We start from the raw sequence: 14873 nt of genomic DNA, 5'->3' as shown, positions 1-14873 counted from the left end.
AGGATCCGGGAAGATCCGACATCCTGTGCGAAATTTGTGAGCGTTCCCCGCTGACAGGCCGCCGAACCGCCGAGTAGCTTTACCTTCTCTTCGGCACGCAACCGCTCCGTCACCGGCCGAAGGCCCGACCTGGGGGCAGCATGTTCGACGAGGACCGCTACCGGACCCTCCCCTACCCGCGGGGACCCTTCCCGGGCTTCCCCGTCTCCGGGGGCGTGGGACTCGCCACGCCGTCCGGCGACATGCGCCGCCCCGGGGCCGTCTGGCTCCTGGGGTCCCTCACCTTCGGCGTGTACTGGCTCGTCTGGTACTACCGGGCCAACAGGGAACTGCGGGAATTCGACCCCGGCATCAAGGTCCGCCCCGCCCTCGCCGTGCTCGCCGTCAGCCTGGGCGCGCTGCTGCTCGTGCCCGCCGTCGTCTCGCTCTACAACACCGGCTGCCGCATCGCCCGCGCTCAGCGCCGCGCGGGCCTCCACGACACGGTCTCCGGCCTCAAGGGACTGCTGCTGGCCCCCGCGTTCGGGCTGACCTCCTTCTACTACCAGGAGCAGCTCAACCAGGTCTGGGTCGCCCGCAACTGACGCTCAGCCCGTCGCGCGGTCTCCCGCGCCCAGGTCCGCGGCGCGGTCGGGGCGCGTGAACTGCTCCGTCACCTGGATGAACGCCGCCTTCAGGTGTTCGGGGATGCCCAGGGCGTCCGCCGCCTGCGCGGCGGTCATCCGAGGTCCCGCGGGGCCGGCGCCCGAAGCGTGGACGTCCGGCCGGGGAAGGTCGTCCTCGGTCAGCTTGCCCGACCGGACGAGCACGTCGCGCACGGGGATGCCGAGCGCACGGGCGAGCCCCCGCATCGTCTCCAGATCCGGCATGCTCTGCCGCTGCAGCAGCCGTGTGATGGCCGCGCGGTGCACTCCGGCGTCGTCCGCGAGCTTCGACCTGCCGCCCCCGCGCGGGCTGTCGATGTCGTACCCCCGGCCGCGCATGAGGCCTTCGATCCAGTCGGCGAACTCTTCGATGTGGTCGGCATCGCTCGGCACCTGTGGGGCTCCTCCCTCTTGCTTCTTCACGATAACCAGCGTGCGCGTGCGAAATGTACCGTTGCGCGTTCGCATCGGTGAAGATCCCGTGTTCAGGACGCCCCTGGTCCGCGGGGTGTCGGGCATATCCCTCAGGCACGTGCCGTAGGCCTGCGCCGGGAACAAATTTGTTGCGTGCGCGTTCGCAACATGCGAAAGTATGTTCGAATTCGCAACGTCAACCGTCGGAGGGTCCGACCGTCGTGTCCTTACGTTCCCCGTACGAACCTCAGCCCCCGCAAGCCCCCGCCTGTGCCGGCCTGCCGCCCTCGGTGGTCTTCGCCCGGCACGCCCGGGAGGCGCTGCCGGCGCTGCTCGCCTGCGGCCGGTGCCCGATCCGCGCGGTGTGCGAGGAGGTCGTCGACCCCGAGCACAGCTGGTTCGACGGCGTCTGCGCGGGCCGCCTGTGGCGCAACGGCCGGGTGACCGCGGTGGCGTCGGCGCCCGGCCCGTCCGCGTGAGTCCCGGGACCGCCGTCCGCAACGAAAGGAATCGTCACGTGACCTGCAACCTCGCCACCGAGCACACCGCCCGGGCCGTCCGGTGGCTCGACATCCTCCGGCGCCAGTTCCCCGAGCTCGTCCGCGAACTCGTTCCCGGAAGTCCCGGCTCCGCGGCCGCGTCCAGGGGCCTCCTCACGCCGCAGGCGCTGCGGTCGCTCGCGGAACGCGACCGGGAGGACCGGACCGACCGCGAGTGGGTGCTCGGCGGGGGCGCCGCTCCGCTGCGGCTCCATGTGTCCGACGCCCTGCGGGACGTCACCGACGGCGTCGTCGAACTGGAGGAGGCCGTCCGGGACAAGCTCGGCCTCGACCGTGCCCGCCGCGCCCCCGTCCCCGAGCGGCTGAGCCGGATCGCGGGCCTGCTCGACCGGGTCGCCGAGCACCCCGTCCTGGCCGCGCACGTCCTCGACGAATGCCGTCGCATGGCCCGCCGCTGCGGGTCGGTGCTGGGGGAGACCGAGGTCCTGGTCCGGGTGGACGGACGCTGCCCCTGGTGCGACTCGGTCTCCTTGCGAGCCCTTCCCGCCCGGAGGGCGGTGCTCTGCGTGAACCCCGGGTGCCGCTGCACGGACGAGGACTGCGGCTGCGCGGACGACCCCGCGCACCGTCACACCTGGGCCGAGACCGCATGGGGACAACTTCCCCTGGATCCGGCGGCGATCGCCGGCCTCGTGGACCGGGAGGCCGTGTGAGGAGCGCGCGGTACCCCGGCCCGACGCTGATCAACGGCGAGTCCGCCGCACGGGAGACGGGGGTCGTCCCGGCCACGGTCCGCAAGTGGGTGCAGCTCGGGCACCTGGCCGCGGCCGGCCGCAGCGGCCGGGCGAGCCTGTACCGGCTGGAGGACGTGTTCGCCGCCGAACGGCTGGCGCGTGGCCGAAAAGCGCCCACGCGGCGCGCCTGACGCCACGACATCTCCCTGCATCGCCCCGTGTACCCGAGGAGGTACGCGGGGCGGCGTCGTGTCCGGGGACCGGCCGGCGTCAGGTCATGCCCGCCCCCGGCAGACCCCGGGGCGGGCGGCGCGGGCGCCGCGGCCGGGGAGCCGGCGCCGGCCCCGGCGGGGCGGACGCCGTGTCGGGCGCCGGGCTCACGAGCCGCGGAAAGTCCCCCGGCCGCGGACGGGCGACGCCGTCCTCCCGCTCCGTCTCCGCTTCCTCCTCGTACTGGCTCATCGCGTCCTGCCAGCCGTGGGCGTAGGCGCGCAGAGTGATTTCCTCCAGGTGGGAGCGAGTGACGGCCACGAGGCCCCCGGGCAGGCACGCCTGGACGATCTCCTCGATGAGCCCTCGGGCCTCCTCCTCCGTCAGTGTCCGGGCGGCCGGCGGAGCGGCCGGCCGGGCCTGTTCCTGTGCGTGTTCCTGCGTGCGCTCCCGCGCCCGGTGCTCCGCCGGTTCGTGCATGTCCTCCGTGCCTGGCACGGCACTCCCTCCCCGTTACCCCCTGGTGCCGAGCGGCGGTCGAGCGTCGCCGGACCCAGACGTCCTTCAAACACGTGTTCACCACTTTCGGGTGCCGCCAATCCTCGGGCGTCGCGGTTCGGGTCACGGATCCAGCCATTGCGGAGACGATTCAAGTTGCGCGCGCGAGCGCAATCAATCACCATGGATGCAGCGGCGGAGCTGTGCCCGGGACACCGGGCGACGGACCGCCGCTTCGTGCTGGACGGCGGCCCATCGCCCGCACCGCGGGGCCGCCGCCACCGTTCGAAGGGAGCAGAAGCCCTTGCCCAATCCACCCGTCTTCCCCGATGTGGAGAAGCTGGTCGTCGACTTCCTGAAGGCCCGCCCCGAACTGACCGGAGCGACTGTCGACAACACCGCGCCCGCCGGCTTCGACGGCACCCAGCCGGTCGTGCTGGTCTCCCGCGCGGGAGGGGCCTGGATCGACGACGCGCACCTGGACCAGCCGCTGGTCGACCTGGAGGTCTACGGCCCGACCAAGACGGCCGCCCACACCCTGGCCCTGTCCGCCCGGTCCGCCGTGCAGGCGCTGCGGGCGACGACCTACGGGACGGCCGTCGTCACCGACGTCGTCGAGGCCGACGGCCCGCGCTGGCTGCCCGACTGGAACCGGGCCGCCGCGAACCGCTACTACTCCACGACGCGGCTGTACATCCGGCCCGCCTGAGCGCCCGGCGCTCACCCCTGATCAGGCCCTGCCGTCCGGCGGGGCCTTCGTCATATCCGCATCCCCGGCAAGGAGTTCAGCATGGCAGGCAACAACTCTTCCGAGATCCGCGTCGCCGGCACCGGCCGCATCCTCGTCGCCCCCGTCGGCACCGCCGCCCCGGCCGACACCGTCGTCGCCTGGGCAGCCGCCTGGAAGGACCTCGGCTACACCTCGCCCGACGGCATCAAGTTCAACAAGAAGGACAAGCTCGACCCGGTCGAGACCTGGCAGTCCGTCAGCCCGGCGCGGTTCATCTACTCCGACCGCGACCTGAGCGTGAAGTTCCAGCTGCTGCAGCTCAACGAGGACACCCTGCCCTTCTTCATGGGCGGCGACAGCGTGGCCGCCTCCGGTACGGAGTGGAAGTACGACCTGGCCGGCGCGCCGAAGTTCAACGAGAAGGCGATGGGCATCGAGTTCACCGACGGCGCCAACGTCACCTACCGCTTCGTGATCCCGCGCGGCCAGGTGACCGAGACCGAGGAGATCACGCTCAACCGCACCTCGTCGGTCAAGCTCGGCGTCACCTTCACCGCGCTCGCCGTGGACGACGTCAAGCCGCTGGCCACGATCCTCATGAAGGACGCCTCCTACGCGTAGGCGCCCCGTCCGACCGCCGGGGCCGGTGGCGCCACGCCACCGGCCCCGGGTCCGGCCCCCGTCCCGCACCTTCCGTTCCACCCACCCACCCATCACAGAGGGGATCCACCATGGCCGGTTTCGACGTCAGCGCAGCCCGGGCCCAGCGCCTGGAGGCGCTCGGCCGTTCCTGGACCTTCACCGTCGACGGTGACACCTTCGAGCTCCCCACCGAGCTCGGCCGCTCCACGGCCCGCAAGCTGCGGGCCCTGGACGACAACGACGTGGACGGGCTGCTCGAACTGCTCCTGGGCGAGCCGCAGTTCGAGCGCTTCGACCGCCACGAGGTCACGATGCAGGACATCGCGGCCATCCTGGAGGCCTACGGCAAGGAGACCGGGCTCGGCCTGGGGGAAGGCTGAGCCTCGGCGGGTTCGTCGACGAACACGCCGAGGCGCTCGAGGCGGACCTGCTCCGCCACTACGGCGTGGACCTGCTGGACTGGCACCGCGGCCGGCTGTCCTCCCGCCGGCTCGCGGTGCTGGTCCGGCACCTGCCACGCGACAGCGCGACCCTGCGCCGCATCCACGGGGAGGCCGCCGACTGGTCGGTGGGCGACCACCTGCTCGCCCACGTGGTCGACCACCTCGCCGAGGCCAACTGGATGTTCGCCACCGTGAACCGCGACGAGGACGCGGAGGCGCTCGAGTACCCCCAGCCCGTCCCACGCCCCGGCGCCGAGGCCGGCCCCGTTGCGGACCAGGGCCCGTCGCCGTTTCCCGAGAACCCCACGCCCGCGCAGTTGATCCGTTTCTTCGCCTGAGGGGCCGATCCATCCGTGACCAGTTACACGGCGCTCAGCGCGCTTCCGTATCCGCAGCCCACCGACAACGCCGACCTGCCGGCCCACGTGAAGGCCCTCGCCGAGGCGGCCGACGGCCGTACCGTCCTGCGCTTCCCCGACGCGGCGACGCGGGACGCCAAGATCACCGCACCCGCCGCGGGCATGCTCGTCTGGCTGACCGCTCCCGGCTGCTTCACCTACTGCACCGGCACCGCCTGGGTCGGGCTCGGCGTCTGGAACGGCTACACCCCCACATGGACGGCCACGACCACCAACCCCGCGATCGGCGACGGTACGATCGCCGGCCGCTACGCCCTCGTCGGCAGGACCTGCCACTTCCAGATGTACCTCGCCGTCGGCGCCACCACGGCGAACGGCAGCGGTGCCTACACCTTCGGCCTCCCCGTCGTCGCCGGCGCCACCGGCACCCTCGTCCAGTTCGTCGGCAACGCCTCCAACTCCGCGGGCCGCGCACTCGTCAGCGGCCAGCTCGCCGCCACCTCGGGAGCCACCGGCTTCACCGTGTGGGCGCCGGGCTCGACGAGCGCGTCCACCCTCAACCAGGTCGGCAGCGGCGGCGTGTTCGGCACGGCGTTCTCGAGCGGGAGCTTCCTGCGCGTCAGCGGTACGTACGAGACGGCGTAGGGCCCCGGAGCACTAGCCCAGGACGATCAGCGCCAGCGAGAGGAGGAGCGCGGTCGCGGAGCCGAGGACGAAAGCCAGTGCCACCCTGCCGTTCGTCAGCCGGTCGGGGGTCTCGACGTTGACCGGCTCCTGCGGGTCGTAGACCACTTCAAGAAGTCCGCCTGTGCGGACGGGTGGGAAATTGAAGGGGCCAATGCTGGTCCGAACGGCTTCGCCGGTGTCCGTGGTGAACTGCACCATGAGCTGAACACTGCCGTTCGGGCCGCCTCCCGTGTTCACGCACGTTGCCGTGGTCCGGATCCCGCGCTTCCTCAGCGCGCGACCCCCTCGGAAGATCCGCAATGACAGCCAGAGAGCAAAGGCCGACAGAGCGGACACCGGAATCGCCGGGCCGTACATTTCCCCCCTTGTGGGAACCTCAAATGCTTGCCAAATGAACGACGCTCCAGTCTGGGGTTGTTGGTTGCGCGTGTCAAGTGCCCTCTGGGTGCCCATCATTACCGCGAGGAAGGTGCCGTCATGGCGAATCACTCGATCGACGAGGTGTACAGCCAAGTAGCAGACATAAAGGGCAAACTCGAGACGGGGGGTGGTATAGCCACCCAGGCTTACATCGACGGAAAGTTCAAGGAGCAGAAAGGCGGGGGGCTCAGCAAGGAATATCTCGACCAGAAGTTCAAGGACGCGAAGGAAGAGCCGACCCAGGCGGAGAACTGGGCCAAGGCGATCGGCTTCGGGTTGGATGAAGTGGTCAAGGGTCTCCAGGACTTCAAGGCCGACTCGGTGGCGGCCTGGTCGGCACTCACGGCGATCGTGGGCGGCTTCGTCGTCAGCACCCTCTTCGATACGGACAAGCTGAAGACTTCCCTTTTGGGAAAGGCTCGGATCGAGCACGACGAGAACGGGATTCCGCGCCGGAAGAAGAACGCGGAGCCGGCGGTGCAAGCCCCGGTGGAAAGCATCGATGTGGAGCGAGTGAAATCCATGCGGAGTGCGTCCATCGCCCTGTCCAGATCTCTCAGTGATCTCACCAAGGAATTGAACGGCGCCGCACGCCAGATGGCCTGAAACAACCTGGAGTCCACATGTCTCTTTCGCGAAGCGCGAACACGGCCGCGGGATCGTTGGCCCGATTTCGGGGCGCGGCTTCCCAAGCGGCTACGGCCGCACGGCAGATCCAGTCCTCGACAGCCGGGGCCGGCCCCTCGCTGGACAGGATCCGCGGCGGTTCGGACCGGCTGAACACCTCGCTCGGCAGAATGAAGTCGGCGGCGGCCGGCGGCGGCTCCGGCCTCGATAAGGTGAAAGCGTCCGCGGTGGGAGCCGACAGCTCACTCGGCAAGTCCCGCGGGAGCACCGACAAGTTCAAGACGTCCCTCGACAGGCTCAAGGGCGCCTCCGGCAAGGCCGAGGGGGCCTTGCGTGAGGTCAAGCGTCAGTCCGACGCCGTCGAGAAGTCCGTCGGGAAGGCCGGCAAGAACGCCGACCGCGGTGGGAAGTCCATGGGGAGCCTCGGCAAGGGGGTCAAGGGGGCCTCGCTCGCGCAGCGGGGGCTCAACCTCGCGATGGCGGCGAACCCGTTCGGGCTCGTCATGGCACTGCTCGCGCCGATCATCTCCCAGTTCATCAACATGGACAAGGTGTCCGCCGCCCTGGCCAAGGGCGTGAAGTGGGCCTGGAACGCCATCCTCGGTGCCATCAAGTCCCACGCGGGTCCCATCAAGTCCGTGCTGAAGGGCATCATCAACGCCTTCACCGCGCTGCCCCGCGCCTACATCAGCGGCATCAACTACATGATCTCCGCGCTGAACCGGGTCCACGTGTCGATCCCGGGCTGGGTGCCGGTGATCGGCGGCAAGTCCTTCTCGATCCACCTCCCGCAGATCCCCAACATCCCCACCCTCGCCCAGGGCGGTGTCGTCCCCGCCCGCGACGGCGGCACGCTGGCGCTGGTCGGTGAGGGCGGTGAGGCCGAGGCGGTCATCCCGCTCAGCAGGCTGGAGCGGATGCTCGGCAGGGGCGGCGGATCGCCGGCGCACATGGCGCGGCTGGCGGCGGCCGTGGAGAAGCTCGCGGAGCGCCCCGTCGTCGTCCAGGTGGACGCACAGACCATCGCGCGGGCCGTGTCGCTGGGCAACAGGCAACTCGCGCGGCGCTGAGCCGCGCCCCTCTCCGCCCTTCGTACGGATTCGACGCCGGCGACCGTGTCGCCGGCCTTTTTCATGCCCTGACGGCAAGAGACGAGGTGACACATGGGCCGGAACCTGTGGATCGGACCGCCCGGTTCGCTGTACGAGATCGACCGCGCGGCACGGAGCTTCGACCGGAGCGCCGACCTCGGCGTGTCGGAGTTCACGTCGCTCGGCGGCCGGGTGACCGTCGTGCGCAACGCGCGCGCCAACCGCCGGACCAAGCTGAGCTGGGACACGCTGGAGCCCGCGCAGGCCAGGGTGCTGGACCGGCTGGCCCGCCGCACCGACGGCGCCGGGCCGGTCGTGCTGCTCGACCCGGCGGCGGCCAACATGCTGGACGCCCTGCAGGCGGCCGGCCGGGGGGAGCCGGGGAGCCTGGGGCTCAGCCAGTGGTTCCTGGTGGTGGGCGGTGGCACGGGGACCGTCGCGGAATCGGCGTCCCCCGGGGTCTTCGCCTTCACCGCCTCGGACACCGCAGGAAAGGTCGCCTGGCGCCACCGCTACTGGGGCAACCACCCCGTCGCGCCCGGCACCCGGATCTCCTTCCGGGCCCCCACGGCGATCGCCGCCCTGCCGACGTGCGCGGTGAACCTCGACTTCAAGAACGCCGCCGGTGCCTACCTGTCGTCGGTGTCGGCGAACGGCGCCTACGTGGCGGGGACCGTACCGGCGGGCGCGGCCTTCGTGACGCCCTGCGCGAAGCCCGGGGCCGCCGGGACGTACGCCCTCGCCGGGGCCTGCCTGTCGTACGACGACGGCGCCGCGGACGGCGTCCCCGGCGACGGCTGCCCCGCGATGGCGGTCACCGGGTACAGCGACGTGCCGGCCCAGCCGCTGCCGTACCGCGGCGTGAGCATCGACCTGGTGGAGGTGGCCGGTGCAGCGGGCTGACGACGCGCTCGGCGCGGCCCTCGCGCAGGGCGAGCGGACCACGTCCCACTCCACCCGCTTCGGCGGCAAGGACCTCGGCGCCCAGGTGCAGTCGTGGAGCGTGGACCGGTCGTACGCGACCGACCTTCCGGAGGCGATGCGGGCGTTCGCGGGCAGCGCCTCGGCCCAGGCCGAGTTCGAGATCTCGGGTGCGGCCGTCTCGTCGGACGAACACCTGCAGGGCAGAGCCGACCAGTCCGGCCCGCAGCTGTACTCGCCGTGGGCGCCCAGGAGCACGGGAGACCTCGTCCGTCCCGGCCAGTCCGTGGTGCACGCCGCGGGGCTCGGCGGGAACGACCTGGCCGCCTTCCGCGGCACGGTCCGGGCCCGCAGCGCGGCCTCCGGCAGCGACACCGTCAAGGTCACCGCGCTGGACGGGGCCGAGCGGCTGCGCGGCCCCGCCGTCCTGCCGAAGCCGTACATCGGGTTCTTCCGGAAGCGCCCGGTGTCCTCGGCGACCTGGTGCGTGGACGAACTCCTCCGGCAGGCGGGACTCCACAGCTCCCCGCCCGCGCGCTACCCCGAGTTCGTCGAGGGGCAGCCGCTCACCCTCGTCCACGCGACGCTGCACGGCGGGTTCACCACGCCCTACGGCCAGCCGGAGGTGCTGCCCGATCCGCGGAACTACACGTGGACCAGGCAGGACGCGCCCCACGAGATGGCGCTCGTGCCCACCGGGCTGGAGCCGGGCACCACGGGCCTGACGACCTCCTGGTTCCCGCGCAGCCGGGTCACCGTGCCGGGCAGCCGGCTGTTCGCCGAGGCGTGGGTCAACAACGCCGTCGGCATCGGCGACACGGTGGAGATCCACCTCCAGCTCAACCGCACGGGATCGGCGACGGGCACCCTGCGCCTGGTCGTCGACTTCGTCGCCGGCACCGTCCGCCTCTACTCCGAGGGCTCGGACCAGGGCTACTGGTACTTCGAGTGGTCATGGCCGGCCATCAGGGCACAGCGGGGCGTCTGGCACATCGGCGCGTTCTTCGACACGGCGGGCACCGGGACCGCGGTGTACCCCACCGTGCAGCCGAGGCTGACCGCACCCGACGGAACGCAGCTGCTGGGGACGGCGGCCACGTACGTCCAGCCGTCCGGCGTCCAGAAGTCCGCCGAGCTGGACCAGGTGCGGCTGGTCACCACCGTGGCCGTGGAATCGCTGCAGGTGACCTCCGGGCTGGCCGCGATGCCGGCCGCGGCCGTCTTCAGCCAGTCCGGCACCTGGACCAAGGGCGCGGTCCTCGACGACGCGGTCTTCCCGCTGGTCTCCGTCCCCCGCGTCTCGGGCTCGCAGTGGGACGTGCTGACGCAGATCGCCAAGGCGACCATGGCGACCGCCGAGTTCGACGAGCTCGGCGTATTCCGCTGGCGCAACCACACCCGGTTCGCCCAGCCCCCCACGGCGGCCGACCTCACGCTGACCACCGTGCGGGACATCGCCGCGCTGACCGTCACGGAGGAGATCGACGCCTGCCGGAACTACTGCGTCCAGCCCGCCAAGGACTGGTCAAAGACCGGCGCGGCGACCGGGACCGTCTACGACGACGGCACCATCCGGGAGATCCCCGCGAACCGATCGGTCACGGTCAGCTACGTGATGGCCGAGGAGGAGTTCGACATCGGACCGCCGCTGACCGACGACGACTCCGTCACCACCTCCGGGTCCTCGGTGCGCTTCGCGACGTCGCCCGCGGCCGGGGCGACGGCGGTCAAGGGCGCGGTCGACGTCCTGACCCGCCGTGAGGACGGCTACCTCGTGGTGCGCTTCAGCAACCGCAGCGCGCAGACGCTCTACACCGTCACGAAGACCGGCGAGCCGTCCGTCCACCTCGAGACCCTCAAGCCGGCCGACGACCCGGCCGAGCGCTTCGCCACCTCCTGGGTGGCGGGCAGTGCCGGCGAACGGTTCTACGGACGCCAGGAGTACTCCGCCGAGGCCACGGACTGGGTGCAGGACCTGCGGGGCGCGCAGTCGCTCGCCGACGCCATGCGCAAGGCCGGCGAGTACCCCGTCCCCGTCATCGGCGACGTCGAGGTGCTCCCCGACCCGCGGATCCAGCTCGGCGACGTCGTGCGGCTGGTCGACACCAGCGGCGCCCGACTGGACACCCTGGCCTGGGTCACCGGGATCAAGACCGCGGCGACGGCGGCCGGCGGGGTGCGGCAGACCCTGACCCTGCGCGGGACCGTGGCCAACGGGGTCCCCGCGGACTCCGGGCTGACCCCCGACGCCCCGGCGGCCCCGGTGACGGAGGTGTGGCAGACGTACGCCCAGGTGGCGGCCGCGTATCCGACCCTCGCCGAGGTGAAGGCCGGCGGCCGGACCTGGCGGGACATCAAGGAGGGGACCCATGCCTGAGAACACCCCCGGGCCGTCCGGGCCCGTCACCCTGACGGACGTTCAGTTCCTGCAGCTGGCCGACGCGGTGACGACGGAACTCGCCGGATACCTCGGCGTCGGCGCGGCCGCGGACCACGGGCCCGACCTTCCGGTCGCCGTCACGGTCAGCGACGGCCTGCCGCCGGACGGGGAACCGGACCCGCCGTCCCCGCACGGCCCCGGCGAGGAGGAGGAAGCCACCCCGTCCCCGTACACCGCCGAAGGCGGCGGCGTACCCGAGTCCGCAGCGGAGGCCACCGCGTGAGCACGCAGTACACCCCGATCAGCAATCTCCCCTACCCCCAGGCCACCGACGCCGCCGACCTGCCCGCGAACCTCAGGGCGCTCGCGGAGGGCGTGGACGGCCGTACCGTGATGCGCTTCGCGGACGCGGCGTCGCGCGACGCCAAGGTCACGGCACCCGTGGCCGGCATGGTCGCCTGGCTGACGACCCCCGGCCGGCTGGTGCAGTACACCGGGACCGCCTGGGCACCGGTGGGGGCCGTCCCGGTGTTCCGGGTGAACGTGGACGGTGGCACCACGAACTCGACGACGTACGCGGAGACCCTGACCGACGCGGTCGGCGACCCCATGGCGGCCGCCTTCACGGCGCCCGCCTCCGGCCAGGTCATCGTGACGGTGGGCGCCTACATGTGGAGCTCGGGGACGTACAGCTCCTACATGTCCGCCACGGTCCGCAGAGCCTCGGACAACGCGGTGATCCTCGCCACCAGCGACGACCGGGCGGCACTGGTCACCAACACCGGCCGGGGTTCGTCGTCCAGCCAGTTCCTCGTGACGGGCCTCACGGCGGGCACCGGCTACACCGCCACACCCGCCTACCGCTCCGGCAACGCGTCCAGCACGGCCAACTTCGACACCCGCTTCATCCGGATCGACCCGCTGCTGTAGGACCGTCCGCCCCCGGGCCCAGAGCCCCGGGCCGCCGTGCACACGGCGGCCCGGGGCTTCCCCGTTCCCGTTCCCAGTCCCGACGTCCCAACGTCCCAACGTCCCACCGATCAGAGGAGGAACCATGGCCACACCCGTCTCCGCGACGGCATTCCTGGCCGCTCTCGATGCCGAAGGCGTCACCGTCGCCGGACACGGCGACTGGCGCACCCACAACCGCAACGCCGTCGCCGCCTGGGGCCAGGTGCACGGTGTGATGCTGCATCACACCGCCGGCCGGGACAGCGTGGGGCTGTGCCGGACCGGCCGCGCCGACCTGCCGGGACCCCTGTGCATCGGGGTCATCGCCAAGGACGGCACCGTGCACCTGGTCGGATACGGGCGCACCAACCACGCCGGCAGCGGTTCGAGCGCCGTGTACGACGCCGTCCGCACCGGCCGCCCGCTGCCCGCGAAGCCCGGTGCCGACGCCGTCGACGGCAACGCCCACTTCTACGGGTTCGAGATCGAGAACCTGGGCGATGGCCGCGACCCCTACCCCGCCGCCCAGTTGGCGGCCGTGGAGAGGACCGCCGTCGCCCTGTGCCGGGTGCACGGCTGGAGCGCCGGCCACGTCATCGGGCACAAGGAATGGACGCGACGGAAGATCGATCCGAGCTTCCCGATGCCGGCCATGCGGGAGCGCGTCGCCAAGCGGCTCGGAACCCCGCCCGCACGGACGTACGAGCCCTTCCCGGGCGCCGCCTTCTTCCGGCCCGGCCGGCGCAGCGACGTCGTCACGGCGATGGGCCGGCGCCTCGTCGCCGTGGGCTGCGGCCGCTACCGGCAAGGGCCCGGGCCGGAGTGGACCGAAGCCGACCGCCGCTCCTACGCCGCTTGGCAGCGCAAGCTCGGCTACGGCGGCGCGGACGCCGACGGCATCCCCGGCCGCACCAGTTGGGACGGACTGCACGTCCCGAAGAGGAAGGAGACCACATGACCGACGCCGACCGCCGTACCGTCCGCACCCTCGTCCAGACCGGCGTCGCCCTCGCCGCAGCCGCGCCGCTGCTGGTCGACGCGACCTGGCCGGGCGCCTGCACCGTGCTCGCCGTCGCGGCCGCCGTCACCCGCGTGATGTCCCTCGACGCCGTCGAGCGGCTGCTGCCCTCCTGGCTGAGGCGGTGAGGCAGATGACCACGCATCAGGAAGGCACCCTCGGGGTCGCCCTCGAACTCGAGCGACTGCGCCGCTCCGTCGACGTCGGCTTCGCCACCACGCGGGGTGATCTCGCCCTGCTCCTGCAGCGCGCCGACCAGACCGACAAGGTGCTGGGCGAGCACGAGGACCGCATCGAGGCGCTGGAGCGTTCCCGCTGGCCGCTGCCCGCCGTGGCGGCGCTCACCGGGTTGCTGGCGCTGGTCGTCGCCGCCTACGGGACCTTCGCCGGGTGAGCCGCGTACCCCGGCCGCGGGACGGCGACCTCAGCGGGCGCGGCTCGAGCCGCGCCCGCGCCGCCCGGCGTCCCCCCGGGCCGCCGCCCGCTGCGGCAGGGGGCGCCGCCTGATCGCCAGGACGAACGCCGCGACCGCCGCCACCAGGACCGTCTCCACGGCAGGTCCGAACCACGAGGAACCCTTCGACGCGTCCCCCGCCGCCGCGGGCCGCGGGCCGCGGCTCTCGCCGGGAGGCCCCCCGGCCATCGCGCGCACCTGGCTCAGCGTCGGCACCAGCTCCCCGACCGGCTCCACGCGGCCCACCGCGTCGAACCCCCAGTCCAGCAGGTCGGCCGCCTCCCGGTACACCTCGTCGTACCCCGACTCCGGGTGCATCACGGTCACCAGCAGCGTCCGTCCGTCGCGCTCCGCCGCGCCCGTGAAGGTGTTCCCGGCGTTGGTGGTGTAGCCGTTCTTCACCCCGATCATGCCGTCGTAGTCGCCCAGCAGCCGGTTGGTGTTCTGGATCTCGAAGGTCGCGCCCTTCTCCGCGGGGAACCGCGCGACCTGCGTCCGGCAGTAGTACCTGAAGTCCGGGTTCCGCAGCCCCGCCCGCGCGAAGAGCGTCAGGTCGTACGCCGACGACAGCTGGTCGGGCGTGTCGTAGCCGTCCGGGCTCACCACGTACGTGTCGTTCGCCTGCAGCTCCCGCGCCCGCGCCCGCATCTCCCGGACGGTCTTCTCCACCCCGCCGTTCATCGAGCACAGCACGTGCACCGCGTCGTTCCCCGACCGCAGGAACACCCCGAGCCACAGCTGCTCGACCGTGTAGGTGATCCCCGCCTCGATCCCGACCAGACTGCTCCCGGCTCCTATGTCCGCCAGGTCCGCGTGCGTCACCTCGTGCCGGGTCCGCCGGCCGAAGCGCGGCAGCAGCGTGTCCGCGAACAGCATTTTCAGCGTGCTCGCCGGAGGCAGCTGCCGGTGCGCGTTGTACGACGCCAGCACGTCACCGGAGTCGGCGTCCGCGACGATCCACGACAGGGAGTTCGTCTCCGGCAGCCTCGGCGCCCCCGCCGCCACCTGCACCCCGCGCCTCCCCAGCCGCTCGCCCCCGACCACGGATCTGCCGGCCGCCATCGCCTTCCCGGCGGGAAGCAGCGCGGCGGCCACGCCGAGTCCGAGGACGGCACGTCGCGGCGGTGTGGGGGGTGTCGCGGCCATGGGG

Annotated in this window: 22 protein-coding genes; 18 read left to right on the top strand and 4 right to left on the bottom strand. The window is 72.1% G+C overall.

Features of this window, described 5'->3' with window-relative positions; all coding sequences use genetic code 11:
- Positions 1–140: 140 nt before the first annotated feature.
- Positions 141–584, top strand: coding sequence for a DUF4234 domain-containing protein (locus ACFV3E_RS22240; RefSeq protein WP_500536181.1), 444 nt, complete (start codon positions 141–143; stop codon positions 582–584).
- 3 nt (positions 585–587) lie between these two features.
- Here ACFV3E_RS22240 and ACFV3E_RS22235 read toward each other — a convergent pair whose 3' ends face one another.
- Positions 588–1037 carry a helix-turn-helix domain-containing protein gene (locus tag ACFV3E_RS22235; protein WP_500366971.1) on the bottom strand — a complete coding sequence of 150 codons (450 nt, stop codon included), beginning with the start codon at positions 1035–1037 and terminating at the stop codon, positions 588–590.
- 242 nt (positions 1038–1279) lie between these two features.
- On the opposite strand from ACFV3E_RS22235, the gene ACFV3E_RS22230 reads away from it, so the two are divergent.
- Genes ACFV3E_RS22230 through ACFV3E_RS22220 form a run of 3 tightly spaced genes read left to right on the top strand, consistent with a single transcriptional unit; the run spans position 1280 to position 2483 of the window.
- Positions 1280–1537 carry a WhiB family transcriptional regulator gene (locus ACFV3E_RS22230; protein ID WP_500536180.1) on the top strand — a complete coding sequence of 86 codons (258 nt, stop codon included), beginning with the start codon at positions 1280–1282 and terminating at the stop codon, positions 1535–1537.
- A 38-nt stretch (positions 1538–1575) separates the two neighbouring features.
- Positions 1576–2271 carry a hypothetical protein gene (locus ACFV3E_RS22225; protein ID WP_500536179.1) on the top strand — a complete coding sequence of 232 codons (696 nt, stop codon included), beginning with the start codon at positions 1576–1578 and terminating at the stop codon, positions 2269–2271.
- Positions 2268–2483 carry a hypothetical protein gene (locus ACFV3E_RS22220; protein WP_500536178.1) on the top strand — a complete coding sequence of 72 codons (216 nt, stop codon included), beginning with the start codon at positions 2268–2270 and terminating at the stop codon, positions 2481–2483. The genes ACFV3E_RS22225 and ACFV3E_RS22220 overlap by 4 nt, the downstream gene beginning before the upstream one ends.
- 79 nt (positions 2484–2562) lie before the next feature.
- Here the strand turns inward: ACFV3E_RS22220 and ACFV3E_RS22215 are convergent, their stop codons facing one another.
- The gene (locus tag ACFV3E_RS22215; protein WP_500536177.1) at positions 2563–3000 is read right to left on the bottom strand and encodes a hypothetical protein; all 438 of its coding nucleotides are present in this window, start codon (positions 2998–3000) and stop codon (positions 2563–2565) included.
- Between the two features lie 304 nt (positions 3001–3304).
- On the opposite strand from ACFV3E_RS22215, the gene ACFV3E_RS22210 reads away from it, so the two are divergent.
- The 5 genes from ACFV3E_RS22210 (at position 3305) to ACFV3E_RS22190 (ending at position 5819) form a co-directional block, all read left to right on the top strand.
- A complete protein-coding gene (locus ACFV3E_RS22210) occupies positions 3305–3709 on the top strand; it encodes a phage tail termination protein (protein ID WP_500536176.1) in 405 nt (134 codons plus the stop codon).
- Between the two features lie 81 nt (positions 3710–3790).
- On the top strand, positions 3791–4351 hold the full coding sequence (locus ACFV3E_RS22205; RefSeq protein WP_500366961.1) for a phage tail tube protein: 561 nt from the start codon (positions 3791–3793) through the stop codon (positions 4349–4351).
- Between the two features lie 110 nt (positions 4352–4461).
- On the top strand, positions 4462–4752 hold the full coding sequence (locus ACFV3E_RS22200; protein ID WP_500536175.1) for a hypothetical protein: 291 nt from the start codon (positions 4462–4464) through the stop codon (positions 4750–4752).
- A gap of 65 nt (positions 4753–4817) precedes the next feature.
- Positions 4818–5153, top strand: coding sequence for a hypothetical protein (locus tag ACFV3E_RS22195; protein WP_500536174.1), 336 nt, complete (start codon positions 4818–4820; stop codon positions 5151–5153).
- 15 nt (positions 5154–5168) lie between these two features.
- Positions 5169–5819, top strand: coding sequence for a hypothetical protein (locus ACFV3E_RS22190; RefSeq protein WP_500536173.1), 651 nt, complete (start codon positions 5169–5171; stop codon positions 5817–5819).
- Positions 5820–5831: 12 nt separating this feature from the next.
- On the opposite strand, the gene ACFV3E_RS22185 is transcribed toward ACFV3E_RS22190, so the two are convergent.
- Positions 5832–6059, bottom strand: a complete 228-nt coding sequence (locus ACFV3E_RS22185; protein ID WP_500536172.1) for a hypothetical protein — start codon at positions 6057–6059, stop codon at positions 5832–5834.
- Positions 6060–6338: 279 nt separating this feature from the next.
- Between ACFV3E_RS22185 and ACFV3E_RS22180 the strand changes: the two genes are divergently transcribed.
- From ACFV3E_RS22180 to ACFV3E_RS22140, 9 genes are all read left to right on the top strand, one after another.
- A complete protein-coding gene (locus ACFV3E_RS22180; protein ID WP_500536171.1) occupies positions 6339–6887 on the top strand; it encodes a hypothetical protein in 549 nt (182 codons plus the stop codon).
- A 248-nt stretch (positions 6888–7135) separates the two neighbouring features.
- Positions 7136–7978, top strand: coding sequence for a hypothetical protein (locus ACFV3E_RS22175; protein WP_500536170.1), 843 nt, complete (start codon positions 7136–7138; stop codon positions 7976–7978).
- A 93-nt stretch (positions 7979–8071) separates the two neighbouring features.
- A complete protein-coding gene (locus tag ACFV3E_RS22170) occupies positions 8072–8902 on the top strand; it encodes a hypothetical protein (RefSeq protein WP_500536169.1) in 831 nt (276 codons plus the stop codon).
- Complete coding sequence (locus ACFV3E_RS22165; protein WP_500536168.1) at positions 8889–11297, top strand: hypothetical protein; 2409 nt, start codon at positions 8889–8891, stop codon at positions 11295–11297. The genes ACFV3E_RS22170 and ACFV3E_RS22165 overlap by 14 nt, the downstream gene beginning before the upstream one ends.
- The gene (locus ACFV3E_RS22160) at positions 11290–11583 is read left to right on the top strand and encodes a hypothetical protein (protein WP_500536167.1); all 294 of its coding nucleotides are present in this window, start codon (positions 11290–11292) and stop codon (positions 11581–11583) included. The genes ACFV3E_RS22165 and ACFV3E_RS22160 overlap by 8 nt, the downstream gene beginning before the upstream one ends.
- Positions 11580–12230 (top strand): hypothetical protein, encoded by a 651-nt coding sequence (locus ACFV3E_RS22155; RefSeq protein WP_500536166.1) that lies wholly within the window; start codon positions 11580–11582, stop codon positions 12228–12230. Before ACFV3E_RS22160 ends, ACFV3E_RS22155 begins: the two co-directional genes overlap by 4 nt.
- 124 nt (positions 12231–12354) lie before the next feature.
- Positions 12355–13209 carry a peptidoglycan-binding protein gene (locus tag ACFV3E_RS22150; protein ID WP_500536165.1) on the top strand — a complete coding sequence of 285 codons (855 nt, stop codon included), beginning with the start codon at positions 12355–12357 and terminating at the stop codon, positions 13207–13209.
- Positions 13206–13397 (top strand): hypothetical protein, encoded by a 192-nt coding sequence (locus tag ACFV3E_RS22145; RefSeq protein ID WP_500536164.1) that lies wholly within the window; start codon positions 13206–13208, stop codon positions 13395–13397. Before ACFV3E_RS22150 ends, ACFV3E_RS22145 begins: the two co-directional genes overlap by 4 nt.
- A 5-nt stretch (positions 13398–13402) precedes the next feature.
- The gene (locus ACFV3E_RS22140; RefSeq protein ID WP_500366940.1) at positions 13403–13663 is read left to right on the top strand and encodes a hypothetical protein; all 261 of its coding nucleotides are present in this window, start codon (positions 13403–13405) and stop codon (positions 13661–13663) included.
- Between the two features lie 30 nt (positions 13664–13693).
- On the opposite strand, the gene ACFV3E_RS22135 is transcribed toward ACFV3E_RS22140, so the two are convergent.
- The gene (locus ACFV3E_RS22135) at positions 13694–14869 is read right to left on the bottom strand and encodes a D-alanyl-D-alanine carboxypeptidase family protein (RefSeq protein WP_500536163.1); all 1176 of its coding nucleotides are present in this window, start codon (positions 14867–14869) and stop codon (positions 13694–13696) included.
- Positions 14870–14873: the final 4 nt, after the last annotated feature.

It is taken from the genome of Streptomyces sp. NPDC059718, from assembly GCF_042733315.1.
GTDB lineage: Bacteria > Actinomycetota > Actinomycetes > Streptomycetales > Streptomycetaceae > Actinacidiphila.
Note: the sequence above shows the minus strand (reverse complement) of the source record. Positions and strands in the feature narration are given on the sequence as shown.

Coding starts and splice junctions, on each gene's coding strand:
- ACFV3E_RS22240 (WP_500536181.1), top strand. CDS start 141: ATGTTCGACGAGGACCGCTACCGGACCCTCCCCTACCCGCGGGGACCC.
- ACFV3E_RS22205 (WP_500366961.1), top strand. CDS start 3,791: ATGGCAGGCAACAACTCTTCCGAGATCCGCGTCGCCGGCACCGGCCGC.
- ACFV3E_RS22200 (WP_500536175.1), top strand. CDS start 4,462: ATGGCCGGTTTCGACGTCAGCGCAGCCCGGGCCCAGCGCCTGGAGGCG.
- ACFV3E_RS22185 (WP_500536172.1), bottom strand. CDS start 6,059: ATGGTGCAGTTCACCACGGACACCGGCGAAGCCGTTCGGACCAGCATT.
- ACFV3E_RS22180 (WP_500536171.1), top strand. CDS start 6,339: ATGGCGAATCACTCGATCGACGAGGTGTACAGCCAAGTAGCAGACATA.
- ACFV3E_RS22170 (WP_500536169.1), top strand. CDS start 8,072: ATGGGCCGGAACCTGTGGATCGGACCGCCCGGTTCGCTGTACGAGATC.
- ACFV3E_RS22160 (WP_500536167.1), top strand. CDS start 11,290: ATGCCTGAGAACACCCCCGGGCCGTCCGGGCCCGTCACCCTGACGGAC.
- ACFV3E_RS22150 (WP_500536165.1), top strand. CDS start 12,355: ATGGCCACACCCGTCTCCGCGACGGCATTCCTGGCCGCTCTCGATGCC.
- ACFV3E_RS22145 (WP_500536164.1), top strand. CDS start 13,206: ATGACCGACGCCGACCGCCGTACCGTCCGCACCCTCGTCCAGACCGGC.
- ACFV3E_RS22140 (WP_500366940.1), top strand. CDS start 13,403: ATGACCACGCATCAGGAAGGCACCCTCGGGGTCGCCCTCGAACTCGAG.
- ACFV3E_RS22135 (WP_500536163.1), bottom strand. CDS start 14,869: ATGGCCGCGACACCCCCCACACCGCCGCGACGTGCCGTCCTCGGACTC.